We start from the raw sequence: 24413 nt of genomic DNA, 5'->3' as shown, positions 1-24413 counted from the left end.
AAGCTACCTCGCGCGCCGCATGCGCAGCAGTTTCGGCAGCGCGATGGTCGCGAGCAGCAGCACGCCGACGACGATCGTCATGTAGATGCCGGGGATGTTGGCGAGCGCCAGCCCGTACGTGACGGTACCCATCGTGAGCACGGCGAGCATCACGCCGGCGATCGTGCCGGACCCGCCCGCGATGCTGACGCCGCCCAGGATCACCATCGTGATCACTTCCAGCTCCCAGCCGGTGGCGATGTTCGGACGCGTGCTGCCGATGCGCCCCGTCAGCAGGAAGGCGGCGAGGCCGGCCATCGCGCCCGTCAGCATGAACAGCGCGAGGCGGTAGCGGTCGACGGCGATGCCGGAAAAGCGCGCCGCTTCCGGGTTGTTTCCGATGGCGTAGATGCGGCGGCCCCAGCGCGTCGTGTGCAGCAGCAGCGCGAACAGCGCGGCGCACACGAGCAGCACGACGAATTCGCGCGGCACGATGCCGAAGAAGTAGCCCTGGCCCCAGTCGGCCATCAGCTGCGGATAGCCGGTGAACGCCTTGTCGCCGAGGACGACGCTGGCCAGGCCCCGGAACAGCGACACGGTGCCGATGGTGACGACGATCGACGGCAGCGCGAAGCGCGTGACGAGCACCCCGTTCAGGAAGCCGCACGCGGTGCCCGTCGCCAGCGCGACGAGAGGCAGGCTGGCGGGCGGGAAGCCCGCGCCGTGCGCGAGACCCATCGCGACGGACGACAGCGCGAGCGTGCCGGCGACCGAGATGTCGATCTCGCGGCAGATGATCAACAAGGCCATCGGCAGCGCGATCAACGCTTTCTCGCTGAAGTTCTGGGTGCCGTCCAACAGGTTGTACAGGTCGAGGAAGTGCGGCAGCACGATGCTGTCGGCGGCGAAGACGGCCACGAACAGCAGCCCCAATAGGGTTTCCCAGCGCGCGAGGACGTGTTTCAGGCGCGGCGTTTCGCGGTCGAGGATGGTGTAGCGCGAGGACGGCTTGGAATCGGTTGGCATGGCGGTGGTCGGGTTCACGCGGCACTCCGGTTGGGTTGGGCCTCGGTGCCGTGCAGCGGCAGGATCTGGCGGCTGCGGCGGCCGGCGCCGCGGGCGTTGATCAGGACGGCGACGAGGATCACGAGGCCGGTGAGGGCGCTCTGCCAGAACGGCGAGACTTGCAGCACGGGCAGCGCGTTGCCGATCACGGTGAGGAACAGGGCGCCCAGGGTGGCGCCGAGCACCGTGCCGACGCCGCCGCCGATGGAAACGCCCCCGATCACGCACGCGGCGATCACGGTGAATTCGAAGCCGTAGGCGATCTCCGTGTAGGCGACGGCATAGCGCGCCACCCACAGGTAGCCGCACAGACCCGCGACGGCGCCGGACAGCGCGTACGTCCACAGCAGGCGCTTGTTGCTGGCGATGCCGATGTAGCCGGCGCACTGCGGCGCATTGCCGATGGCGTACAGGTCGCGCCCGAAGCGGGTGCTCCGTGCCACCCAGGCCATGACGGCGACCGTGCCGGCCGCGATCCACACGAGGTGCGGCAGGCCGAGTAGGCTGTCCAGCGGGAACGCGATGAAGTGGGCGGGCATCTGGTGCGCCGACACCCACGCGCCGCCGGACAGCACGAACACGGCGCCGCGGTAGACGCTCATCGTGCCCAACGTGACGACGATGGGCGGCAGTTCCAGGTAGCCGATCAGCCAGCCGTTGACGAGACCGAGCAAGAGGCCCGTGCCGACGGCGGCCAGCATGATGACGGGCAGCGGCAGGCCGGGCACGTGGGCGCCGAGCATCGCGGCGACCATGCCGGACAGCGCCAGGTTCGACGCGACGGACAGGTCCACGCCGCGCGTGACGATGACGAGCATCTGCGTCAGCGCCAGCATCACGAGCAAGGTGCTGTCGGTGACGACGTTGGCCAGCGAATCGAGGGAAAGGAACGCGGGCTCGCGCAGGCCGACGGCCAGCACCAGCAGCACGATCATCGCGGCCAGCAGCGGTTCTCTTTGCTTGAAGAGGTTCATGCGGCCTCCGGTGCCGTGGTTGGGTCGAGGGCCAGGCCCGAGGCGGCGGCGACGACGGCTTCCGGCGTCGCCTCGCCGCGCAGGAATTCGCGCTGCACGCGGCCGTGGTGCATGACGACGATGCGGTCCGCCATGCCCAGCACTTCCGGCAGTTCGGACGACACGAGGATCACGGACAGGCCGCGCGCCACCAGCTGGCCGATGAAACGGTGCACGGCCGCTTTCGAGCCGATGTCGATGCCCTTCGTCGGCTCGTCGAGGATGATCACTTTCGGATCCGTCGCCAGCCATTTGCCGAGGACGACCTTCTGCTGGTTGCCGCCGGAGAGCTCGGCCACGTGCTGCGTGAGGTGGCTCGCCTTAAGCTCCAGCTGTTCCGCGAAATGGCGCGCGATGGCGGTTTCCTGCTTCGCGTGGCGGCGCAGGAAGAAGCCGAGGCGCGACAGGATCGGCAGCGTGATGTTGTGCTGGATCGGCAGCGTGAGGTGGGCGCCGTGGTGCTGGCGGTCTTCCGGCACGTAGGCGAGGCCGAGCCGGATCGCGTCGCTGGGCGAGCGCGGCGTCACCGGCTTGCCGTCCAGCGTGATGCAGCCGGTGACGTCCGGCGTCAGGCCGAACAGGGCCTGCATCACTTCCGAGCGGCCGGCGCCGACCAGTCCGTAGAAGCCGAGGATCTCGCCGCGCCGCAGGGTGAAGCTGACGTCGTCGAATTCGGTGGGGTGCGACAGGTTCTGCACGACGAGCAGCGGCGCGCCGATCTCGGCGTCGAGCTTCGGGTAGGCCTGGTGCACGGCGCGGCCCACCATCAGCGCGACCAGTTCCTGCTCCGTGATGTCGGCCAGGCGCCCCTCGGCGACGAACTGGCCGTCGCGCAGCACGGTGTAGCAGTCGGCCACTTCGAAGATCTCGTCGAATTTGTGCGAGATGAAGATGACGGCCGTGCCGGCGGCCTTGAGTTGTTCGATGATGCGATACAGCTCGCGGATCTCGCGCTGCGACAGGGCGGCCGTCGGCTCGTCCATGATGACGACGCGCGCATCCTGGGCGAGGGCGCGGGCGATTTCGACGAAGTGGCGCTGGGCGACGGACAGGTCCTTCACCCGCGCCTTGACGGGCAGCGCGACTTCCAGCCGGGCGAACAGGGCCTCTGCCTCGGCCTCGATGCGGCCCCAGTCGATGCGTCCCGCCCGCACGGGCTGGCGGCCGACGTAGATGTTCTCGGCCACCGACAATTCGTCGAACATGACGGTTTCCTGGTGCACGGCCGTGATCCCGGCGGCCATCGCTTCCTGCGGGCTCGCGAACGACACGGCGCGGCCGTCCAGCGCCATCGCGCCGGCGTCGGGCCGGTAGATGCCGGTGAGGGTCTTGACGAGCGTGGACTTGCCGGCGCCGTTCTCTCCGACCAGGGCCATGCATTCGCCGGCGCGGATCGTGATGTTCACGCCGTTCAGGGCGTGGATGCCGTTGAAGCGTTTGCTGATGCCGGTCAGTTGCAGGACCGGGGGCGCATCAGCTTCGGGGCTTGGAGTGTAGGTGGCTGGCATAAGGAAATGCGTATTTGTTGGCGCATGAACGACCGTGTTTTTTTACGTACGGCTTAGAGGGTATCCCAGTGGGGTGGGCACCCCTGTGCCCACCATGCGTTACGGCGACGCATACGTTTGGTGGGCGGGGGGCCGCCCACCCTACTCGGATAAGCTCTTAGAACAGCTTCGCGAACTTGTCGACGTTGGTCGCGTCGTACGTGAACGGCGGGCCCAGCGCGGCTTCGCGGTTGGCGTCCAGCGTCACGCTGCCCAGGCGTCCGACGGACACGCTGGCGCCCGGCTTCGCCTCGGCCTTGCCCTTCACGAACTGGTCGGCGGCGTACGTGGCCGCGTAGCCCAGGTCGATCGGGTTCCAGATCGCGAATTCCTTCACGGCGCCGCTCTTCACGTGGCCCGCCATTTCGGACGGCAGGCCGAGGCCCGTCACGTAGACCTTGCCGATCAGGTGTTCGTCGGCCACCGCCTTGCTGGCGGCGACGATGCCCACCGTGGTCGGGGCGATGATGACCTTCAGATCCGGGTGGCTGCGCAGCAGGCCGATCGCTTCGCGGTAGCTCTTGTCGGACTGGTCGTCGCCGTACACGGTCGCCACCAGCTTGAGCTTGGCGTGCTCGGGCTTCTCCAGAACCTTCTTCATCACGCCGATCCAGATGTTCTGGTTCGTGGCCTGGGCCGAGGCGGACAGGATCGCGATCTCGCCCGCGCCGCCGCTCTCGTCGGCCGCCATCTGGATCAGCTTTGCGCCGATCAGGTCCGCGTTCGACGGATCCAGCTGCATCTGGCGGCCCTCGGGCGCGATGCCGCTGTCGAACGAGACGACCTTGATCCCGCGCTGCATCGCCTTCTTCGCGATCGGCACCAGCGCGTTGGGGTCGTTGGCGGAGATGACGATGGCGTCGACCTTCTGGCTGATCAGCGAGTTGATGATCTCGATCTGGCCCTCGGCGCTGGGCGTCGTCGGGCCGGTGTAGATCACCTCGACGTCCCCGAGCTGCTTCGCGGCTTCGTCGGCGCCCGTGTGGGCCGCGTCGAAAAAGCCGTTGCCGAGGTTCTTGACGACCATCGCGATGCGCGTCTTTTCAGGCTTCTTCTGGCCGCAGGCCGCAAGGCCGGCCACGATGCCGACGGCCGCCAGCGCGACCAACAGGTGTTTGACTTTCAATGCGCGGCCTCCAGTTGCGAATCCAGCCGCGGGTCGAGCTGCGCGTCCAGGTGGAACAGCGCGGCCGACTGCAGGTCGAACTGCGGGTTAAAAAAAGGTGCACCGACGTCCGGCGCCACTTCGTCGGGTTCGACGGTGACGACCTTGACGCCGTATTGTTCGAGCGTTTGCACGGCCTTGTCGGAGGCGCCCGTGTCCGTGATGACGGTCGACACGCGATCGAGGCCGCACAAAATCAGGCCCGCCTTGCGCGCGAACTTGGAGCTGTCGGCCAGCACGATCAGTTCCTCGGCCTGGCTGATCAGGCGCTTCTCGGCCTGGATCAGCAGCGGGTCCGCTTCCATGAGGCCCAGCAGGGACAGGCCGTAGACGCTCATGAACATCTTGCCGGCGTAGTGGTGCTGGGTGATGTCGTTGTCGAACGGCGACAGGATCACGTTCTGCTCGCGGTAGACTTTCCCGCCCGGGACGATGATCTCGTTCTCGCTGGAGACGAGCAGGCGCTCGGCCATCAGGAACGAATTGGTCAGGATCTTCAGATGTTTATCGGCCAGGAACTCGGCCATCATGAACGTCGTCGTGCCGCCGTTGATGATGATCGTTTCGCCTTCCGTGCACATGCCGGCCGCGTGGCGCGCGATGGCCCGCTTGCGGGCGGCATAGCACTGGATGTTGTTCTGGAACGTTTCGCTCGACAGCGGGAACTGGCGCTTCTTGGGAAGCAGGTTCTCCGCGCCGCCACGGGTGCGGGTGAGCAGGTTGCGGGCTGCGAGCCAGCTGATGTCGCGCCGGACCGTCGCCGGCGACGCGTTGAGCCATTCGACGAGCTGCTGGACCGTCGCCGTCTGATGCTCGGCGAGCAGTTTCAGCAAACGCTTGCGGCGTTTGTGATTCACCATTTGTCTCCTCCTGATGCCGTCTGTTTTTGTGTTGCGGCGGAACAGCGTCTTGCCGGTGGCCGCGCTGTCTGGGAAAAAGAGTAATGAGGAGTTGAAAGGTCGTCAATCGTTAAATGATCAAACAATTGATTATTTGGCCGTCCGGCAGCGCGCAAACGCGCGTTTCGATCAACCGGATGATTAAATCGTTCTTGCTCACGATGTTGAGCGATTCCGCGTTGACACTGCTTGGGCCGCTGAATTCTACTGTGCCGGATGCCGCGACCGTGGAGCGCCACGGCGGCCGAAGGAGACGGGATCGCCGTCGAGCGACGACACACAACGCATATGGAGAGTTATTAATGGGTGCAATGAGCGACACTAGGCACAAGGAACCGATCGCGTCGCGCTGGGACGACCAGCACGCGGCAACGCTGAGCGAACCGGAACTACTGCTGTACCGTTCCAACCTGCTCGGTTCCGACCTGCGCATCACGAACTTCGGCGGCGGCAATACGTCGGCCAAGATCGCGATGACGGATCCGCTCAGCGGCGAGCAGGTCGAGGTGTTGTGGGTGAAGGGCTCGGGCGGCGACCTGGGTTCGATCAAGCTGGACGGCTTTTCGACCCTGTACATGGACAAGCTGCAGGCCCTGAAGGCGCGCTACCGCGGCCTCGCACACGAGGACGAGATGGTCGGCTACCTGCCGCACTGCACGTTCAACCTGAACCCGCGCGCGGCGTCGATCGACACGCCGCTGCATGCCTACATCGCGCGTCGACACGTCGACCACATGCATCCCGACGCGGTCATCGCGATCGCCGCGTGCAGGAACAGCCGCGCGCTGACCGACAAGATCTTCGAGGGCGAACTGGGATGGCTGCCGTGGCAGCGTCCCGGCTACGACCTCGGGCTGAAACTGGAGAAGCTGTCGCAGGAACAGCCGCACCTGAAGGGCATCATCCTGGAAGGCCACGGCCTGTTCACCTGGGGCGACACCGCCAAGTCGTGCTACGAGACGACGCTGGCGATGATCAAGCGCGCCGAGGAATGGCTGGACGCGAACGTGAAGCAGCCCGTGTTCGGCGGCCAGGTCGCCACGCCCTTGGCGGCCGACGCGCGCGCGGCCCTCGTCACCCGCCTGATGCCGCTGCTGCGCGGGAAGATCAGCCAGCAGGAGTACAAGCTCGGTCACTTCGACGATTCCGACGCCGTGCTGGAATTCGTCTGCAGCGCCGACCTGGCGCCGCTGGCCGCGCTGGGCACCTCGTGCCCGGACCACTTCCTGCGCACGAAGATCCGTCCGCTGGTGCTCGACTTCGATCCGGCCGCGCCCGATTTCGATCGTCTGGTGGGTGGCCTCGATCAGGCATTGAGCGATTACCGCGCCGACTACACGGCGTACTACGAGCGCTGCAAGCGCGCCACCTCGCCGAAGGTCCGCGACGCGAATCCGATCATCTACCTGATCCCGGGCGTGGGCATGCTGTCGTTCGCGAAGGACAAGGCGACGGCGCGCATCGCGGGCGAATTCTACGTCAACGCGATCAACGTGATGCGCGGCGCGAACGGCGTCGACGAATACGTCGGCCTGCCGGAACAGGAAGCGTTCGACATCGAATACTGGCTGCTGGAAGAGGCGAAGCTGCAGCGCATGCCCAAGCCGAAGAGCCTCGCGGGCCGCATCGCGCTCGTGACGGGCGGCGCGGGCGGCATCGGCCAGGCCGTGGCGCGCCAGCTGCTGCAGGAAGGCGCGTGCGTGATGCTGACCGATATCGACGGCGATGCGCTGGACGCGGCCCGCCAGGACCTCGTCAAGGTGGCCGGCGGCGACAACGTCGCGATCGTGCAGGCCAACGTCACGAGCGAGGACGAGGTGGGCGGCATGCTCGCCGCCGCCGCGCTGCGTTTCGGCGGCGTCGACCTGCTCGTGTCGAACGCCGGCATCGCGTCGGCCGCGCCGCTGGACGAGACGTCGCTGGACGTCTGGAAGCGCAACCAGGACATCCTCGTCACCGGCTACTTCCTCGTCAGCCGCAACGCGTTCCAGATCATGAAGCAGCAGCGCCTGGGCGGCAGCATCATCTTCGTGGGCAGCAAGAACGGCCTCGTCGCCTCCGCCGGCGCGTCCGCCTACTGCACGGCGAAGGCGGCCGAGATCCACCTGGCCCGCTGCATCGCGCTGGAAGGCGCGGAGCACGGCATCCGCGTCAACGTCGTCAATCCGGACGCCGTCATCCGCGGCTCGCGCATCTGGGACGGCAAGTGGAAGGAAGAGCGCGCGGCGTCCAACAAGATCGACCTGGACGACGTCGAGGAGTTCTACCGCAAGCGCAGCATGCTGAAAAAGAGCGTGTTCCCGGAAGATATCGCCGAAGCCGTGTATTTCTTCGCCAGCGAAAAGTCGGGCAAGAGCACGGGCAACGTGCTGAACGTCGATGCCGGCAACGCGGCGGCGTTCACGCGATAAGATATTCACGCGATAAGATATATTCAAAAAAACGCGCGGTGCCGCAGGTCGCGGCGCCGCCGACGACAGGAGACGACATGACGACCCTCATCGATGCCGGACTGGTGGCGGCACACAACGACAAGCTCGCGTCCGGGCTGCAGGCCGATTATGACGCGCTGGGCAGCATGCTGGCGCGGCGCGGCCGGGACATCGAGGCGCTGACGGCGCTCGCGCAGCGCTTCGCCGTGGCCGTGCCCAGCTGGGGCGTGGGCACGGGCGGCACCCGCTTCGCGCGCTTTCCCGGCCGCGGCGAGCCGCGCAACGTGTTCGAGAAACTGGACGACTGCGCCGCGATCAACCAGCTCACGCGCGCGACGCCGTCCGTGTCGCTGCACTTCCCGTGGGACCGGCCGACGGACGCGAACGAGCTGCGCCAGCAGGCGGATGCGCTGGGTCTCGCATTCGACGCCGTGAACTCGAACACCTTCCAGGACCAGCAGAGCCAGGAACACACGTATAAATACGGCAGCCTGACGGCCACCAGCAGCGCCACCCGCGCGCAGGCCGTCGCCCACAACATCGACTGCATCGAACTGGGCCGCGCGCTCGGGTCGAAGGCGCTGACCGTGTGGGTCGGCGACGGCGCCAACTTCCCCGGCCAGCACAATCTGCGCGGCGCGCTGGAACGCTACCTGGACAGCATGTGCTCGATCTACGCCGCGCTGCCGGACGACTGGAACGTCTTCATCGAGCACAAGCTGTTCGAGCCGGCCTTCTACGCCACGACCATCGCCGACTGGGGCACGAGCTTCGCGTGCGCGACGGCGCTGGGGCCCAAGGCGAAATGCCTCGTCGACCTGGGCCACCACGCGCCGAACACGAACATCGAGATGATCGTCGCGCGCCTCGCGCAGTTCGGCAAGCTGGGCGGCTTCCATTTCAACGACAGCAAATACGGCGACGACGACCTGGATTCGGGTTCGATCAATCCGTTCCAGCTGTTCCTGGTCTTCAACGAGCTGGCCGACGCCGCGCTGCGCGAAGGCCCGTCGTTCGCGCCGGCGTACATGCTGGACCAGTCGCACAACGTGACGGACCCCATCGAAAGCCTGATGAGCAGCGCCGTCGAGGTGCAGCGCGCATACGTACAGGCGGCGCTCGTCGACCGCGCCGAGCTGGCCGCGCTGCAGGAAGCCAACGACGTGCTGTCGTGCGCGCAGGCGCTCAAGGCCGCGTTCCGCACGGACGTGTCGCCGATCCTCGCGATGGCGCGCGTGCGCGCGGGCGGCGCGGCGGACCCGGTGGCATGCTACCGGGAGAGCGGCTACCGCGACCGCGCGGCGGCAAACCGTCCGGCCAAGGCGGGGGCGAGCGGCAGCGGGATCGTGTAACGCGCTGCCGTTCATGCAGCAGGTGCCGCTCGCCGCGGCGCTTTTCGCCCACCGTCCCAGGAGTTCCCGCATGAGCCAGCGCTTCCCGCGCATCGCATTACTGGCGGGCGCGCTGTCGTGCGCCCTTGCCGCACACACCGTGCACGCCGCGCCGTCGGCCGGCTTCGCCGACGTCGCCGCGCACCTGGGGGCGCCCCCACCGGACGCCCGCCCCATGATGCGCTGGTGGTGGTTCGGCCCCGCCGTCGCGAAACCCGAGCTGGAACGCGAGATCCTCGCGATGAAGGCCGGCGGCATCGGCGGCTTCGAGATCCAGCCCGTGTATCCGATGGCGCTGGACGACGCCGCGCGCGGCATCCATAACGCGCCCTACCTGTCGCCCGAATTCCTCGACGCCGTGAGCTTCGCCAACCGCACGGGCCGCGCCAACGGCCTGCGCGTCGACATGACGCTGGCCAGCGGCTGGCCGTACGGCGGACCGCACGTCACGGTCGACGAGGCTGCGTCGCGCCTGCGCCAGGCCGTCGTCGACGTGCCGGCGGGCGCTTCCAGTTTCGCGCTGCCGGCCGTGATGGGCGGCGAGCACCTGGTCGCGGCGTTCGTCGGCGCGGACTTGATGCCTGAGGCGTTGAAGCCGCTGCAGGTCAAGGGCGGGCCGGACGGGCGCGTGTCGATCGCGCCGGCGGACCGGCCGCGCAAGGTCGTCGCCTACATCGCCAGCCGCACGGGCCAGCAGGTCAAGCGCGCGGCCGTGGGCGCGGAAGGTTTCGTGCTCGATCACCTGAGCCGCAAGGCCGTCGAGCACCACCTCGCCGCCGTGGCCGAACCGCTGATGAAGGCGTTCGGCGACACGCCGCCGTATGCCGTGTTCTCTGACAGCCTCGAGGTCTACAACACGGATTGGACCGACGACTTCGCAGCCGAATTCCAGCGGCGGCGCGGCTACGACATCGTGCCGCACCTGCCGGCCGTGTTCACGGGGCAGGGGCCGGATGCGGCGGCCGTGCGCCACGACTGGGCGCTGACGCAGACGGAGCTGGCCAACGAGTGCTATCTGACGCCCATCGACGACTGGGCGAAGGCCCACGGCACCCGGTTCCGTTCGCAGACGTATGGCGAGCCGGCCGTGTCGTTGTCCAGCAACCGCCTCGTCGCGCTGCCGGAAGGCGAGGGGCCGCAGTTCCGCCAGTTCTCGTTCACCCGCCTGGCCACGTCCGCCGGGCATCTGTACGGCCGTCCCGTGATCTCGGCCGAGACGTGGACGTGGCTGCACTCGCCCGCGTTCGCCGCGACGCCGCTGGACATGAAGGCGGAAGCGGACCGCATGCTGCTCGAGGGCGTCAACCAGTTCGTCGGCCATGGCTGGCCGTACACGCCGCCGGGCACGCCGGAGCCGGGCTATTCCTTCTACGCGGCCGCCGTCTTCAACGACCACAACCCGTGGTGGAACGTGATGCCCGACGTGACGGGCTACCTGACGCGCATGAGCTGGCTGATGCGCCAGGGCGAGCCCGCGAACCAGGTCGCCGTGCTGCTGCCGAACGACGACGTGTACGCGGCCCTCGTTCCGGGCAAGGTGTCGCTGTCGGCCGAGATGCACGCCTACGTGACGCCGGCGCTCACCGCGCAGATCCTCGACGCGGGCCAGAACCTCGACTATATCGATGCCGAGGCGATCCTCGCGCTGGGCGTGCACTATCCCGTGCTCGTGATGCCGCACGTGACGCGGCTCGCGCCCGAGGTGATCGACAAGCTGGCGGCCTACGTGCGCGGCGGCGGCAAGATCGTCGCGGTGGGCGGCGCGCCGTCGCTGGCGCCCGGCTATCTCGACGCGGCGCGCGTCTCGGCCAGCGTCGCGGCCAAGGCGAAGGCCTTGTTCGCGCAGCCGAACGTGCGCGTCGTGGCGGACGACGAGGCCGTCGGCGCGGCGCTGGCGGCCATGCTGGCGCCGGAGATGAAGCTGTCCGCGCAGACGTCCGACGTCGGCTTCGTGCGCCGCAAGCTGCGCGACGCGGACCTTTACTTCATCGCCAACACGAGCAACCGCCCCGTGCATGCGGAGGCCACTTTCGCGTCGGCGCGCCGCGCGGCAGCCTGGATCGATCCGGACAGCGGCCGCATGACGGCCGCCACCTTGCCGGCCCGGCTCGACCTCGCCCCCTACGAATCGCGCGTGCTCGTGCTGGCCGACGCATTGCCGGCCGCGCCACGCGCCCCCGTCGCCGCCACGACGGAGATCGCGGACCTGGGCCGCGGCTGGTCGCTGCACTTTCCCTGCCAGGCGCAAGCGCGGCATCTGGACACGCTGCGCTCGTGGACGATCGATGCGGCCACGCGCAATTTTTCCGGCGTCGCCACTTACGAGAAAGACGTCGAACTCACGGCCGCGCAACTGAAGTCGCCCCGCATCGTGCTCGATTTCGGCCCCGGCACGCCCCTCGACTCGACGCCGAAGGTCCCGGCCGGCATGCGCGCGATGTTCGACAGCCCCGTGCGCGAGGCGGCCCAGGTCTATGTGAATGGTCGTCACGCGGGCGCCGTCTGGCATCCGCCGTATGCCGTCGACGTTACCGGTCTTCTGCAGCGGGGCCGCAACCGCATCGAGGTCCGCGTGGGCAATCTCGCGCTGAATGCCCTCGCTGGCCATGCGCTGCCGGACTACCGCCTGCTGTGGGCCCGCTACGGCCAGCGTTTCGTCCCGCAGGACACGGCGCTGGTCGCGCCGCAGCCGGCGGGGCTGCTGGGGCCCGTCAAGTTGCTGGGCGCGGACGCACGATGATCCACACGAATCAGGACAGGAACGACATGAACTCGACCCGACGACTTACCCTGCTGGCCGCGCACGTCGCGCTGGCGCTGGCGCTGCCGGCATTGGCCGACGCCGCACCCGGCTACCCGCTGCCCACGCCGGCCATGCAGGCCGTCATCGACAAGGACACGGCCCGCCACTTCGGCGATGCGCCCGCCGACGCGGGCCCGCTCGCGACCGACCTGTCGCCCGAGCTGACGCCGGCCGCCATCGACAAGGCCTTGCGCCGCGTGGCCGACTGGCAGCTGGCGCGCGCGCGGCCCTATTTTTCGCGCATCTGGACGGAGAGCGTGATGTACACGGGCTTCATGGCCGCCTCCGACGCGACGGGCGAACCAAAATACCGCGACGCGATGCTGGCGATGGCGCGCCACTTCGATTTCCAGGAGCGCGACCGCCTGCCGAACGCGGACGACCTGTCCATCGCCCAGACCTATCTCGACCTGTATTTCCAGGAGAAGAACCCGGGCATGCTGCGGCTGACGAAGGCCGAGATGGACGACCTGCTGCCGCTCTCGACGCTCAAGCCGGGCGACGCGCGCATCCCGTGGTGGTGGTGCGACGCGCTGTTCATGGCGCCGCCCGTGTGGGCCCGGATGTACCGGGCGACGGGCGAGCGCAAATACCTCGACTACATGCACCTGAACTGGAAGCGCACCTACGACCTCCTGTACGACAAGGCCGAACACCTGTATGCGCGCGACGCCAGCTACAAGGACAAGCGCGAGCCGAACGGCAAGAAGGTCTTCTGGTCGCGCGGCGAAGGCTGGGTGATGGGCGGCCTCGCCCGGGTGCTCGACTACGTGCCGGCGGACGATCCGCGGCGCGGCTTCTACGTGGGACAGCTGCGCGAGATGGCGGACCGGATCGCGTCGCTGCAGGGACCGGACGGCTTGTGGCACGCGGGCCTGCTCGACCCGCAGGCGTATCCGCTGCCGGAGATCTCCGGTTCCGCGCTGTTCGTGTTCGGCATGGCCTATGGCGTGAACCACGGCCTGCTCGACGGCGCGAAGTACCGGCCCGTCATCGCTAAGGCGTGGGCCGGCATCCTCGGGAACGTGTATGCGCACGGTCGCCTCGGCAACATCCAGCAGACGGGCGCCGAGCCGGCGTTCTACCGGCCCACGTCCAGCTTCGACTACGGCGTCGGCGGCTTCATGCTGGCCGCGGCGGAACTCAAGCGCATGGCGCAGGGAGGCGCACGATGAGCGGAACCAGCGCGGACAGCACGTTGAGTACAACAAGGGCATTCGTCATGCAGCTCAAGCCGGGCAACGTCGACGAGTACAAGCGCCGCCACGACGCCATCTGGCCGGAGCTGGCCGACCTGCTGCGCGAAGCCGGCATCCACGACTATTCGATCTTCCTCGACGAGGACACGCTGCGTCTGTTTGCCGTCATGAAGCTGCGGCCCGGCCACTCGGCGGACGCGTTGCCGGATCATCCCGTGATGCGGCGCTGGTGGGATTATATGGCGCCGCTGATGGAGGTGGAGCCGGGCAACCGGCCCCGCGAATGGGCGTTGCGCCCGGTGTTTCACCTGCCGTGATCCGGCGCCGGGTCGAGCAGGCCGCGCGCCTTCAGCCAGGCTTGCGCCCGTCGCGGCCAGTCGGAGGCGGTGCCCAGGCCGGCCCGCATCCCCATGCCGTGCGAGCCGTGCTCGAACAGGTACATCTCGGCCGGCACGTGGGCCCGCGTGAGCGCCTGGTAGAACAGGATGCTGTTCTCGACCGGGACCGTGCGGTCTTCCTGCGTGTGGATCAGCAGGGTGGGCGGCGTGGCGGACGTCACCTGTTTTTCGACCGACATCAGGCGGACGTCGGCGGCGGACGGATTCGGGCCCAGCAAGGCGCGGCGCGAGCCCGCGTGCGCGGCCGGATCCTCCATCGTGATGACGGGGTACAGCAGCATGAGGAAGTCGGGGCGGGCGCTGACCTGGTCGAGCGGTGCGCCGGTGCGGCCCAGCGGATGGTCGAACAAGGTGCCGGCGCTGGCCGCGAGGTGGCCGCCGGCGGAACTGCCCATCACGCCGATGCGGTCCGGCCGGATGTGATACCGTGCGGCTTGGGAACGCACGATGCGCACCGCGCGCAGCACGTCGCGCAGCGGGGCGGGGTGGCCGAATTCCTGCATGCGGTACTTGAGGACGAAGCTGGTGATGCCGAGCGTGCCGAGCCACGCGGCGTACTGCTCGCCTTCGCGCTGCATGGACAGCCGCACGTAGCCGCCGCCGGGGCAGACGATGACGGCGGTGCCGTTCGGGCGGTCGACGGCGGGGCCGTACACGGTGAGCGTCGGTTCGCTGACGTTGGCGACGTGGCCGTCCGCGACGCGCTCGGGGCCGAGCCCGGGCTTGGCGCCGGGCACGCCCTCGGGCCACAGCGGGATCGTTTCGGCGGCGGGCAGTTGCGGTGCCGCCGGGGCGGCACCGGCGGCACCGGCGAGCAGGGCGCCGGCGACGAGTTTCATGCAAAGTCTCCTGTTTTCATTCGATCGATTCATCATGAGGTCCTGACATGGTAAAGCTTGGGTGGTTGGGCGGCGCGCTGTTGTGCGCGGGCCTGCTGGGTTGCGCGTCGACGCGGGTGCCTGCACCGGCGCCGGCGGGCGGTGCGCTGGGCGCGCTGGATGTCGTGACGTTGCCGGCGGCCGCGCCGGAGGCCGTCTGGCAGGTGCGGCCGGATGGCGTCATCGCGGTGGCGGGCAAGCCGTCCGGTTTCATCGCCACGCGCGACACGTACACGGATTATCGCCTGCATGTGGAATGGCGCTGGCCGGGCAAGCCGGGCAACGGCGGCGTGCTGCTGCACGTGGCGTCGGGGCCGAAGGACGGCGTCTGGCCGCTCAGCATCCAGGTGCAGACCAAGCACGGCGCGGCGGGCGACCTGCTGCCGATGGCGGGCGCCACCTTCCACGAACCGCTGACGACCGCGCCCGGCGCCTACCCGCCGATCAAGGCGCGCACGGCGCCCGACAGCGAACGCGCGCCGGGCGAGTGGAACAGCATGGACGTGCTGGTGCGCGGCGGCTGCATCGACGTGTCGATCAACGGCGTCCACCAGAACAGCGTCACGCTCGCGCAGCCCGCGACGGGCCACATCGGCTTCCAGTTCGAGGGCACGCCGTACGAGCTGCGCAACCTGCGCGTCGAACGCCTGTAGCGGGCATGGTCTCCTTGTCGTTCGCATCCGCTCATTGTTGCAGCGGTCCGTCCCGTCAACCGATCATTTTCCTGATTCTTTGGTCCGACCGGTTTCGACGGGCGACGCCGCTCGCATAGAATCATCGCAGAACAGAACAACGAGACTGGAACCGCCATGCCGCCGCTTTCCCGCCTGATGCGCACCGCCGCGCTCATCCTCCTGTCCATCGGATGCGCGCACGCCCAGCCGCTGCCGCCCGCCGTCAATACGGACCCGGCCCGCGCCCGGGTCACGCTGCCGGAACCCGCGAATCCGGCGTTGCCCTCGCTGATCCTGATCGGCGACTCGACGGTCCGCAACGGCCACGACGACGGCCAGCACAAGGGCGCGGCGGGCCAGTGGGGATGGGGCAATCCGATCGCCGCGTGGTTCGATCCGGCGAAGGTCAACGTCGTCAACCGCGCCGTCGGCGGGCTGTCCAGCCGCACTTACCTGACGAGCGGACACTGGGCGCGCACGCTCGCCTTCGTCAAGCGGGGCGACATCGTCGTCATGCAGTTCGGTCATAACGACGCGGGCCCCGTCAACGACACGAGCCGCGCGCGCGGCACCATTCGCGGCGTCGGCGACGAGACGGAGGCGATCGACAACCTGCTGACGCACAAGCACGAGGTGGTACACAGCTACGGCTGGTATCTGCGCCAATACGTGGCCGACATCCGCGCGAAGGGGGCCACGCCCGTCATCTGCTCGCCGATCCCGCACAAGCAGTGGGATGCGCAAGGCCATGCGAAGCGCGACCGCGACACGTACGCCGGCTGGGCCGCGGCCGTCGCGCGGGCGGAGCACGTGGGCTTCATCGACCTGAACGAGGACATCGCGCGCCGCTACGACGCCCTGGGCCGCGACGCGGTCATGCGCCTGTTCCCGCAGACGACGCCGGACGAGCACACGCACACCAACTGGGCCGGCGCCGTGCTGAACGCGCAGGTCGTCGTCGACGGCCTGAAGGCATTGCACGATCCCCGCATCGCGGCGTGGCTGAAGCCGCAGGCGCCCGTCGACCCGCAGCCGCCCGTGCGCGAGGACGACCGGCCCGTCGTCGACGCGCGCACGGTGCACGAGGAAACGGCGCGCGACGCCAGCCTGCCGACCCTGTTCCTCGTCGGCGATTCGACGGTGAAGAGCGGCGGCTTGCGCGGCATGATCGGCTGGGGCGAGCGCATCGCGCCGTTCTTCGATCCCCGCAAGATCAACGTCGTGAACGCGGCGATCGGGGGCCGCAGCAGCCGCACCTATTTCACGGAAGGCCGCTGGGACAGGGTGCGCGACCAGCTCAAGCCGGGCGACGTCGTCCTCATCCAGTTCGGCCACAACGACGGCGGCCGCATCGGCGACCCGGCCATGAAGAACCGCGCGTCGGCGCCAGGCATCGGACCGGAAACCGTTGAAGACACGCGCCCCGACGGCAGCAAGGAGCAGGTGCACACCTTCGGCTGGTACATGGCGCGCTACGTCCGGGATGCGAAGGCCAAGGGCGCGACCGTGGTCCTGTTGGCGCCCGTCCCGCACCGCGACCGCTGGCAGGAAGACCGCGACTTCGTGACCTTCGCCGACTGGGACCGCCAGGTGGCGGCGGCCAACGGCGCGGCGTATATCGACCTGACCCTGCTCGTGGCGGACGGCTACAAGCGGCTCGGCGCCGACCGCGTGAACACCTTGTTCGCGGACGCCCGCACGCACACGAATGCGCAAGGGGCCGAGTTCAACGCCGAGCGCGTCGTGGCGGGCCTGCAGGCGTTGCCGGGCAATCCGCTCGGACCGTACTTCGCCGACAAGGCAGCCGGCCAGTGAGGTCTTTCCTCGTCCTGTCGATGGTGCTGTGCGGCGCCGCGGCGGCGGCCGAACCGGCGGCCTGCACGGCGTGGGGCCGGCCCGGCGCGGTACTTTACGAGGACCATTTCGATGGGCCGCTGACGGGCTGGGTGACCGAGTATGCGCACAAGCCCGGCAACGTCGTCGCCAACCGCGACGGCCGGCTGCTGATGGACGTCGACAGCGGCGCCACGGCCTGGCTGGACAAGCCGTTGTCCGGCAACGTCTTGATCGGTTTCACGCGCCGCGTCGTCGTCGGGGACGGCAAGAACGACCGCCTGTCCGACCTGAACGTGTTCTGGATGGCGCACGACCCGCGCCGCGCCGACCTGTTCACGCGCAGCGGCAAGTTCGAGGACTACGACGATCTCGCGATGTACTACGTGGGCATCGGCGGCAACCACAACACGACGACGCGCATGCGCCGCTACGGCAACGGCTCGCGCGAACTGGTCGGCGCATACGGCGACCGGGCCCACCTGCTCGCGCCGAACCGCGACTACCGCATCGAGATCGCGGTCTACGACGGCTGCACGCGCGTGCGCGTTGACGGCGCCACCTGGTTCACCTGGCGCGACCCGCATCCGCTCGTGCGCGGCTACCTGGGCCTGCGCACGACGTGGTCGCGCCAGACGGTGGACGACCTGACCATACGAAGACTCGACTGACAGGAGACGCTGGATGAAGTTATCGATGCCGCGGTGCGTGCTGGCGCTGGCCGCCGCGATCGCGCTGCACGCGCATGCCCAGCAGGCCCCGGCCCCGCAGGAACAGGGACCGGCGCCGGCGGACGCCATGCTGCACGCGCTGCAAGTGCACTACCCGACGCCGTACCGCGCGATGGACGCGGCCGAGGTCAAGGCCGTGCTGGACCGCGTGTTCGCCTACCTGGACAAGGTCACGCCGGCCGAGGTGATCGACCAGCGCACGGGCGCGCCGATGACGGACCTGTCCCGGCCGGACCCGAACGCCATCCTGAAGCCGGGCGACTTCCGCCTGACGAGCTACGAATGGGGCGTGACCTACACCGGCATGCTGGCGGCCGGCGCCGCCACGGGCGACCGCCGCTACACGGACTACGCCATCGCCCGGCACCGCCTGCTGGCCCGGTTGACGAAGACCTACCTGCCGCTCGTCCAGGCCGACCCGGCGCATGCGGCGGCCCCGATCAAGAGCTTCCTGAATCCGCACGCGCTGGACGACGCCGGCGCCTTGTGCCATAGCTTCCTCGAAGCGAAGCTCGGCGGGTCGCCCGTCGACTACACGCAGATGATCGCGATCTGCGGCGACTTCGTCACGAAGAAGGATTACCGGCTGAAGGACGGCACGCTGGCGCGGGGCGGCCCGGACGGCCACGGCGGCGCGCAGATGCGCCCGCTGCCGGACACGCTGTGGCTGGACGATATGTTCATGGGCGTGCCCACGATCGCCTGGCTGGGCAAGGCGACGGGCGATGCGCGCTACTACGACGACGCGGCGCGCCAGGTGCTGCAGTTCTCGAAGCGCATGTTCAATCCGCGCCTCGGCATCTACATGCACGGTTATGTCGAGGGCATGCGCGACCATCCCGAGTTCCACTGGGCCCGCGCCAACGGCTGGGCCGTAATGGCGATGGTCGAGGTGCTGGAGGTGCTGCCGAAGAACCACAAGGATTACCGGGCCGTCCTCGACCAGCTGCGCGCCCACATCAAGGGGCTCGCGAGCTACCAGACGAAGGATGGGTTCTGGCACCAGCTGATCGACCGCCCGGACACCTACGAGGAAACGTCGGCCACCGCGATCTACGCCTATGCGATCGCGCGCGCGGTCGACCGCGGCTACGTCGACGCGCAGGTCTACGGGCCGATGGCCAACCTGGCATGGAATGCCGTGGCGAGCAAGGTCCGGCCGAACGGGCAGATCGAAGGCATTTGCGTGGGCACGGGCATGGCGTTCGATCCCGCGTTCTACGCCTACCGTCCGACGAGCGTGAAGGCGGCGCACGGCTACGGGCCCACGCTGCTGGCCGGCGCGGAGATCATCGCGATGAACCGCAAGTTCAAGTTCGGGTTGAACGACAGCGCGTTGATGTACCAGGGCACGCGCTGACCGCGACGTCCATCGCGGCGGCCCGCCGGCCGTGATCCGTCACACGACGATCACGAGGTCTTCCCGGAACGCCGCCTGCTCGCCCTTGTTGGCGTAGCCGAGCGGATTGGCCACGACGCGGCAGCGCCAGCCCGTGCCTTCGACGACGTAGTCGTTCGCGCAGTGCAGGTGGCCGTGCATCCACACGTCGGCGAACGGCAGCAGGTCGTCCAGCGCATTGCAGAAGCCCGCCGTGCCGGGCGTGATGCCGTAGCGCGGATCGGCGCTGCGCAAGGTCGGGGCGTAGTGCGTGACGGCGATCGTGGTGCCGTCGAAGGGCGTGGCCAGCGCGTCGCGCAGCCAGGCCTGGCAGGCGAACGCCAGCTCGCGCTGGCCCTCGGCCAGCAGCGGCGCGCCGTCCACCAGCGTCGTGTTCCCGCTCAGGTAGTAATTCGCGGCGCGGAAGGCTTTTTCGCGCTGCTTGAGCTGGCGCCCGATGTCGGTCTCGCCGGCGGCGAGCGCGTCGAAATCGGCCCACAGCGTGGTGCCGATGAAGCGCACGCCGCCGATCGTCACGGTCGCGCGGTCGAGCCACGTGATGTCCAGCGCGGCGCAGGTGTCGCGCAGGCGCGCCATCGTGGCGTCGAAGTCGAGGCCGTCGAATTCGTGGTTGCCGGGCACGTACAGCACGCGCGCGCTGGCGCCCGTATGGCGGGGCGCGAAGCGCGCGAGGCCGAAGTCGTCGGTGGCGAGGCGCGAGCGGGCCTGGTAGGAACCGATGTCGCCGGCCAGCACGACGACGTCCGTGTCGGCGAAGATGGTCGGCTGGAACCCGGGGTCGCGTTCGAGATGGAGGTCGGAGAAAAGCTGGATGCGCATCCGGCGAGTATACCTTCTCCGACGCGTGGCCCCGGTCCCGTTCGTTACTTGCCTGCCGCGTTCTGCATTTTCTCGCCGGCGCGTTCCAGGCCGCGGCCCGTGGCGGCCGTCGCGTCCTTCGCGCCTTCCTTCACGTCCTGCGCCGCTTCGTGCGATTCCTGGCGCACCTCGGCGCCTGCCTGCTGCACCTTGTCGCCGGCGCGGTCGGCCGCGACCTTGGCATTCTCGCCCGCCTGTTCGGCGGCGGCGTTGGCGTTGGCGGCGGCTTCCTTCGACTCGGCGGCGGCCTTGGCGCCCGCGTCGTCGATGGCCTTGCCGGCGGATTGGGCCGGACCCATGCCGTCCTTGTCCTCGGCCTTGTGGCAACCGGTCACCAGCACGGCGACGGCAAGCATGATGCTCGAAATGGTGGTGGCTTTCATGATGTTCTCCTGTGGGAAGTTGTCACTTAGATTACACAATTTCGTCAAGACCCGGCGTACGATACGGTCGGGACGGCCCGCCCCTTGTCCCGGCGCCCCGGTGGTGGCACGATTCCGGACGGCATACGACAAGGAGACCGCCATGAGCGACACGATCACACTGAAAGAAACGGCAATCGACTTCCTGCGGTTGACCGCTTGCGGGAAGGTCGACGACGCGTTCGCGCGCTACGCGGCGCCGGGTTTCCGGCACCACAATCCCCATTTCGCGGCGGACAGCGCGTCGCTGCAGGCTGCGATGAAGGAAAACGCGGCACGGTTCCCGCACATGGTGTTCGAGGTGCAACGCGCGATCGCCGAAGGCCCGCTGGTGGCCGTGCATTCGCGCGCCGTCATGGAAGAGGGAGGCGTGGAACTGGCGATCGTCCACATCCTGCGTTTCGAGGCGGGCCGCATCGCCGAGATGTGGGACATCGCCCAGCCGGCGCCCGTCCCGATGGCGAACCGGGACGGGATGTTCTGATCAGATGGCCCAGCCGCCCGCGTAGAACACGGCCAGCGCGACGGCGATGCTGACGGTGCCGAAGTTCAGCTTGCGCCATTCGCCGGCCAGCAGGCGGCCGATCACGAGGGTGCAGAAGCCCAGCATGATGCCGGTGACGATATTGCAGGTCAGCAGGATGAACACGGCGCACACCAGGCCGGCCAGCGCATCCAGCTTGTCGTCCATCTTCATGTGCGCGACGCTGCTCAGCAACAGCAGGCCGACGTACATCAGCGCCGGCGCGGTGGCGTACGACGGCACCAGGCCGGCCAGCGGCGAGAAGAAGATCAGGCCGAGGAACAGCAGTCCGACGACGACGGCGGTCAGGCCGGTCTTGGCGCCGGCGGCGGTGCCGACGCCGGATTCGATGTAGGCCGCGGCGGGCGCGCCGCCCACGAGGCTGGAGAAGATGGAACTCAGCGAATCGGCCGTCAGCGCCTTGCCGCCGTTGTGGATATAGCCCTTCGCGTCGACCTGGCCGGCTTGGGCCGCGACGGCGCGGATGGTGCCGGTGGCGTCGAACACGGCGGTCATCACGAGCGCCAGCACGCTGGGCAGCACGGCCATGCTCAACGCGCCCTTGACGTCCATCGCGCCGATCAGCGACGCGTGGCCCGGGCTGCTGAGCTGCGGCCACGCGAACACGCCGGTGAAGTGCACCTTGGGGTCGAACGCCAGGCCGAAGACGGAAATCGCGATCACCACCAGCAGGATCCCGCCCGGCACCTTGCGCTGTTCCAGGCCGAAGATGGCGGCCAGCCCGACGATGCTCATCACCACCGGGAACGCGGTGACGTGGCCCAGCGCCACCGGCAGGCCGGCGCCGGCGTTCTTGACGACGAGGCCGACGTCGCTGGACGCGATCATCAGCAGGAACAGGCCGATGCCCACGCCGGTGCCGTGCGCGACGCCGGACGGCAGGTTCTGCAGGATCCACGAGCGCACGCCCGTCACGGAAATCGCCGTGAAGATCACGCCCATCAGGAACACGGCGCCCAGCGCGACGGCGGGGCTGAGTCCCTTGCCGAGCACGAGACCGAAGGCGGTGAAGGCGGTCAGCGAGATGGCGCAGCCGACGGCGATCGGCAGCCGCGCCCACAGGCCCATCAGCAGCGAACCGAATGCCGCGGTCAGGCATACGGCGACGAATACGGCGCTGACGTCGAAGCCGGCCTGGCCCAGCATGCCCGGCACGACGAACACGGAATACACCATGGCCAGGAAGGTCGTGACGCCGGCGACGACTTCGCGCCGCTGCGTGCTGCCGCGCGCCGAGATCTGGAAGTAGTGGTCGATTTTGCCGCCGGCGGGCTGGCTCGACGTGAAGGCATCCACGCGTGCTACGCGCTGGATTTGAGGCTGGGACATGGCGTCTGCTCCTGTGTTATGGCCCATCGACGCGCCGCGCGGGCGCGTCGCCGGGGTGTCTCGTCGTTATGAGACTGGAAGCTTAGAGCCGATGGCCGGCAGCAGGTCATGCGAGTTGTGAATAACCACTATAAGGAAAACCGTATTGCCTTTGTCGACGATGGCATTTTTCGCAAGTGCGGAGCCGCGCGGACGGCTCAGCGTCCGGGGCGGGGAGGGGCGCGCCCCGGGAAGAAGGGCGCGCCGGATGCGGGGGGCGACGGCTGGTCTGCCGTGCGCGCGCCTGGAAGGCCTGGCCGCCGATTAAGCGCCCAGCACGTGCGCCAGATAGGCCTGGTGCGTGGGCAGCGGCGCGACGGCGGCTGCGAGCTGGCGCTCGCGCTCGCGCACCCATTCGAGCGACTTCTCGACGGGAATCTGCGTCTGCGTCGGATCGGTGCGCTGCGGCCAGTGCTGCATGCCGGCGTGGATCGCGAGCCAGCTGTGGCCGTCGAATCCTTCCTCGTCGTACTGGACCAGTGCGCCCGTCTGGCGCCAGGCGTGCAGCTTGTACGCCAGCGTCTCCGGCAGCTCCACTTCCGCCATCGCGTTCCAGAACGGCGTGTCGCGCCGGGCCGTCAGGCAGTAGTGCATCAGGATGAAGTCGCGGATGCGCTCGAACTGGCGCACGAGGCCCGTGTTGTAGTCCTCGACGGCCGCCGGCGGGACCGCGCCGCCCCGCTGCAGCAGCGGCATCAGGCGGCCGATGCCGGCCTGCACGAGGTAGATGCTGGTCGATTCGAGCGGTTCCAGGAAGCCCGTCGACAGGCCGATGCCGACGACGTTGTGCGACCAGAAGCGGGCGCGGTGGCCCGTCGTGAAACGCAGCAGGCGCGGCTCGGCCAGCGGCTCGCCGTCCATCTGGCGCAGCAGTTCCTCGCGCGCCGCGTCCTCGTCGATGAAGCGGGTGGAAAACACGTGGCCGTTGCCGATGCGGTCCTGCAGCGGAATGCGCCACGCCCAGCCGGCCGTCAGCGCCGTCGCGCGGGTGTAGGGCGTCAGGTCCTCGCCGACGGGCGCGGATGGGCAGGCCCACGCGCGGTCGACCGGCAGCCAGCGCGAAAAGTCGACGAACGGCTCTTCCAAGGTGCGGCCCAGCAGCAGCGAGGCGAAACCGGAGCAATCGATGAACAGGTCGGCCTTGACGTCGCGGCCGCCGTCCAGCTTGAGCGCCGCCACGCCGCCGTCGGCCTTGCGCGTCACGTCGACGACCTTGCCCTCCGTGCGGCGTACGCCGCGCGCCATCGCGAGGTCGCGCAGGAAGCGGGCATACAGGTTGGCGTCGAAGTGGTAGGCGTAGTTGAAGGCCGCGGCGTCCTGGCCGGGCGCGCAGAAGCGGTCGTGCATCGCCATCACGGTGGGCAGGCATTGTTCGCCGAACGATCCCAGGCCCGCGTTCACGTGGCGGCGGTACTGGCCCCACAGGGCGTCGGAGCCGTCCAGCTGGCCGAAGTTGCCGAAGGTGTGATAGTAGTCCTCGCCGCGCACGCGCCAGTCGCGGAACTTGATGCCCAGCTTGAACGTGCCGTTGGTGGCGCGCAGGAAGTCGGCTTCGGAGATGCCGAGGATCTGGTGATAGGCGCGGATCGATGGGAACGTGGCTTCGCCGACGCCGACCGTGGCGATCTCTTCCGATTCCACCAGTTCCACCACCGTGTTTCTCAGCCCCGTGGCGAGGGCGGCCGCGGTCATCCAGCCGGCCGTGCCGCCGCCCAGGACCACGATGCGTTCGTAAGTCATGCTGTCTCCTCCATATGCACAGCGATTGTACAGACGCGTTTGCGGCGCGCAAGAAACTTTTAGCGCCGGACAGCA

Annotated in this window: 20 protein-coding genes; 10 read left to right on the top strand and 10 right to left on the bottom strand. The window is 68.6% G+C overall.

The genetic code is table 11. The features are described 5' to 3' along the window. Positions 1-3: 3 nt before the first annotated feature. The 5 genes from ISF28_RS16430 to ISF28_RS16410 all read right to left on the bottom strand — a co-directional run bounded on the left by ISF28_RS16430 (position 4) and on the right by ISF28_RS16410 (position 5629). Complete coding sequence (locus tag ISF28_RS16430) at positions 4-1023, bottom strand: ABC transporter permease (protein ID WP_370663448.1); 1020 nt, start codon at positions 1021-1023, stop codon at positions 4-6. Then, a complete protein-coding gene (locus tag ISF28_RS16425; protein ID WP_198118247.1) occupies positions 1020-2018 on the bottom strand; it encodes an ABC transporter permease in 999 nt (332 codons plus the stop codon). Before ISF28_RS16425 ends, ISF28_RS16430 begins: the two co-directional genes overlap by 4 nt. Continuing rightward, positions 2015-3565 (bottom strand): sugar ABC transporter ATP-binding protein, encoded by a 1551-nt coding sequence (locus ISF28_RS16420; protein ID WP_198118246.1) that lies wholly within the window; start codon positions 3563-3565, stop codon positions 2015-2017. Before ISF28_RS16420 ends, ISF28_RS16425 begins: the two co-directional genes overlap by 4 nt. A gap of 157 nt (positions 3566-3722) precedes the next feature. Continuing rightward, positions 3723-4730 (bottom strand): rhamnose ABC transporter substrate-binding protein, encoded by a 1008-nt coding sequence (rhaS, locus tag ISF28_RS16415; RefSeq protein ID WP_198118245.1) that lies wholly within the window; start codon positions 4728-4730, stop codon positions 3723-3725. Continuing rightward, on the bottom strand, positions 4727-5629 hold the full coding sequence (locus ISF28_RS16410; protein WP_198118244.1) for a DeoR/GlpR family DNA-binding transcription regulator: 903 nt from the start codon (positions 5627-5629) through the stop codon (positions 4727-4729). The genes rhaS and ISF28_RS16410 overlap by 4 nt, the downstream gene beginning before the upstream one ends. A gap of 341 nt (positions 5630-5970) precedes the next feature. On the opposite strand from ISF28_RS16410, the gene ISF28_RS16405 reads away from it, so the two are divergent. The 5 genes from ISF28_RS16405 (at position 5971) to rhaM (ending at position 13810) form a co-directional block, all read left to right on the top strand. Beyond that, positions 5971-8079: a bifunctional rhamnulose-1-phosphate aldolase/short-chain dehydrogenase gene (locus tag ISF28_RS16405; RefSeq protein ID WP_198118243.1), complete on the top strand. Its 2109-nt coding sequence runs from the start codon at positions 5971-5973 to the stop codon at positions 8077-8079. 77 nt (positions 8080-8156) lie between these two features. Continuing rightward, positions 8157-9452, top strand: coding sequence for an L-rhamnose catabolism isomerase (gene rhaI / locus ISF28_RS16400; RefSeq protein WP_198118242.1), 1296 nt, complete (start codon positions 8157-8159; stop codon positions 9450-9452). Between the two features lie 70 nt (positions 9453-9522). Continuing rightward, positions 9523-12231, top strand: coding sequence for a glycosyl hydrolase (locus tag ISF28_RS16395; protein ID WP_198118241.1), 2709 nt, complete (start codon positions 9523-9525; stop codon positions 12229-12231). Then, positions 12228-13469 (top strand): glycoside hydrolase family 88/105 protein, encoded by a 1242-nt coding sequence (locus ISF28_RS16390; protein ID WP_229519134.1) that lies wholly within the window; start codon positions 12228-12230, stop codon positions 13467-13469. Before ISF28_RS16395 ends, ISF28_RS16390 begins: the two co-directional genes overlap by 4 nt. Further along, positions 13466-13810 carry an L-rhamnose mutarotase gene (rhaM, locus tag ISF28_RS16385; RefSeq protein WP_229519133.1) on the top strand — a complete coding sequence of 115 codons (345 nt, stop codon included), beginning with the start codon at positions 13466-13468 and terminating at the stop codon, positions 13808-13810. The genes ISF28_RS16390 and rhaM overlap by 4 nt, the downstream gene beginning before the upstream one ends. Here the strand turns inward: rhaM and ISF28_RS16380 are convergent. Continuing rightward, positions 13798-14730, bottom strand: a complete 933-nt coding sequence (locus ISF28_RS16380) for an alpha/beta hydrolase (protein WP_198118240.1) — start codon at positions 14728-14730, stop codon at positions 13798-13800. The two genes, rhaM and ISF28_RS16380, sit on opposite strands and share 13 nt — an antisense overlap. A gap of 47 nt (positions 14731-14777) precedes the next feature. Here ISF28_RS16380 and ISF28_RS16375 point away from each other — a divergent pair, with 47 nt between their 5' ends. The 4 genes from ISF28_RS16375 (at position 14778) to ISF28_RS16360 (ending at position 19367) form a co-directional block, all read left to right on the top strand. Continuing rightward, a complete protein-coding gene (locus ISF28_RS16375) occupies positions 14778-15422 on the top strand; it encodes a 3-keto-disaccharide hydrolase (protein ID WP_198118239.1) in 645 nt (214 codons plus the stop codon). Between the two features lie 156 nt (positions 15423-15578). Next, positions 15579-17258, top strand: a complete 1680-nt coding sequence (locus ISF28_RS16370) for a rhamnogalacturonan acetylesterase (RefSeq protein ID WP_229519132.1) — start codon at positions 15579-15581, stop codon at positions 17256-17258. Continuing rightward, on the top strand, positions 17255-17947 hold the full coding sequence (locus ISF28_RS16365; RefSeq protein WP_198118238.1) for a DUF6250 domain-containing protein: 693 nt from the start codon (positions 17255-17257) through the stop codon (positions 17945-17947). Before ISF28_RS16370 ends, ISF28_RS16365 begins: the two co-directional genes overlap by 4 nt. 13 nt (positions 17948-17960) lie before the next feature. Beyond that, positions 17961-19367, top strand: a complete 1407-nt coding sequence (locus ISF28_RS16360) for a glycoside hydrolase family 88/105 protein (RefSeq protein ID WP_198118237.1) — start codon at positions 17961-17963, stop codon at positions 19365-19367. Positions 19368-19406: 39 nt separating this feature from the next. Here ISF28_RS16360 and ISF28_RS16355 read toward each other — a convergent pair whose 3' ends face one another. Both ISF28_RS16355 and ISF28_RS16350 read right to left on the bottom strand, forming a co-directional pair. Continuing rightward, the gene (locus tag ISF28_RS16355; protein ID WP_198118236.1) at positions 19407-20225 is read right to left on the bottom strand and encodes a metallophosphoesterase; all 819 of its coding nucleotides are present in this window, start codon (positions 20223-20225) and stop codon (positions 19407-19409) included. 44 nt (positions 20226-20269) lie between these two features. Continuing rightward, positions 20270-20647: a hypothetical protein gene (locus ISF28_RS16350; RefSeq protein WP_229519131.1), complete on the bottom strand. Its 378-nt coding sequence runs from the start codon at positions 20645-20647 to the stop codon at positions 20270-20272. 142 nt (positions 20648-20789) lie between these two features. Between ISF28_RS16350 and ISF28_RS16345 the strand changes: the two genes are divergently transcribed. Beyond that, positions 20790-21170, top strand: coding sequence for a nuclear transport factor 2 family protein (locus tag ISF28_RS16345; RefSeq protein WP_198118235.1), 381 nt, complete (start codon positions 20790-20792; stop codon positions 21168-21170). On the opposite strand, the gene ISF28_RS16340 is transcribed toward ISF28_RS16345, so the two are convergent. Further along, complete coding sequence (locus tag ISF28_RS16340; protein WP_370663450.1) at positions 21171-22526, bottom strand: NCS2 family permease; 1356 nt, start codon at positions 22524-22526, stop codon at positions 21171-21173. 336 nt (positions 22527-22862) lie between these two features. Continuing rightward, on the bottom strand, positions 22863-24338 hold the full coding sequence (locus ISF28_RS16335) for a tryptophan halogenase family protein (protein ID WP_198118233.1): 1476 nt from the start codon (positions 24336-24338) through the stop codon (positions 22863-22865). Positions 24339-24413: the final 75 nt, after the last annotated feature.

The sequence above is a fragment of the Massilia rhizosphaerae genome (assembly GCF_016093545.1).
Lineage (GTDB): Bacteria > Pseudomonadota > Gammaproteobacteria > Burkholderiales > Burkholderiaceae_D > Telluria > Telluria rhizosphaerae.
Note: the sequence above shows the minus strand (reverse complement) of the source record. Positions and strands in the feature narration are given on the sequence as shown.

What these genes read in the sequence shown, in the direction of transcription:
- ISF28_RS16425 (WP_198118247.1), bottom strand. Translation starts at nt 2,018, where the DNA reads ATGAACCTCTTCAAGCAAAGAGAACCGCTGCTGGCCGCGATGATCGTG.
- ISF28_RS16420 (WP_198118246.1), bottom strand. Translation starts at nt 3,565, where the DNA reads ATGCCAGCCACCTACACTCCAAGCCCCGAAGCTGATGCGCCCCCGGTC.
- ISF28_RS16410 (WP_198118244.1), bottom strand. Translation starts at nt 5,629, where the DNA reads ATGGTGAATCACAAACGCCGCAAGCGTTTGCTGAAACTGCTCGCCGAG.
- ISF28_RS16405 (WP_198118243.1), top strand. Translation starts at nt 5,971, where the DNA reads ATGGGTGCAATGAGCGACACTAGGCACAAGGAACCGATCGCGTCGCGC.
- rhaI (WP_198118242.1), top strand. Translation starts at nt 8,157, where the DNA reads ATGACGACCCTCATCGATGCCGGACTGGTGGCGGCACACAACGACAAG.
- ISF28_RS16395 (WP_198118241.1), top strand. Translation starts at nt 9,523, where the DNA reads ATGAGCCAGCGCTTCCCGCGCATCGCATTACTGGCGGGCGCGCTGTCG.
- ISF28_RS16390 (WP_229519134.1), top strand. Translation starts at nt 12,228, where the DNA reads ATGATCCACACGAATCAGGACAGGAACGACATGAACTCGACCCGACGA.
- rhaM (WP_229519133.1), top strand. Translation starts at nt 13,466, where the DNA reads ATGAGCGGAACCAGCGCGGACAGCACGTTGAGTACAACAAGGGCATTC.
- ISF28_RS16380 (WP_198118240.1), bottom strand. Translation starts at nt 14,730, where the DNA reads ATGAAACTCGTCGCCGGCGCCCTGCTCGCCGGTGCCGCCGGTGCCGCC.
- ISF28_RS16375 (WP_198118239.1), top strand. Translation starts at nt 14,778, where the DNA reads ATGGTAAAGCTTGGGTGGTTGGGCGGCGCGCTGTTGTGCGCGGGCCTG.
- ISF28_RS16370 (WP_229519132.1), top strand. Translation starts at nt 15,579, where the DNA reads ATGCCGCCGCTTTCCCGCCTGATGCGCACCGCCGCGCTCATCCTCCTG.
- ISF28_RS16360 (WP_198118237.1), top strand. Translation starts at nt 17,961, where the DNA reads ATGAAGTTATCGATGCCGCGGTGCGTGCTGGCGCTGGCCGCCGCGATC.
- ISF28_RS16355 (WP_198118236.1), bottom strand. Translation starts at nt 20,225, where the DNA reads ATGCGCATCCAGCTTTTCTCCGACCTCCATCTCGAACGCGACCCCGGG.
- ISF28_RS16350 (WP_229519131.1), bottom strand. Translation starts at nt 20,647, where the DNA reads ATGAAAGCCACCACCATTTCGAGCATCATGCTTGCCGTCGCCGTGCTG.
- ISF28_RS16345 (WP_198118235.1), top strand. Translation starts at nt 20,790, where the DNA reads ATGAGCGACACGATCACACTGAAAGAAACGGCAATCGACTTCCTGCGG.
- ISF28_RS16335 (WP_198118233.1), bottom strand. Translation starts at nt 24,338, where the DNA reads ATGACTTACGAACGCATCGTGGTCCTGGGCGGCGGCACGGCCGGCTGG.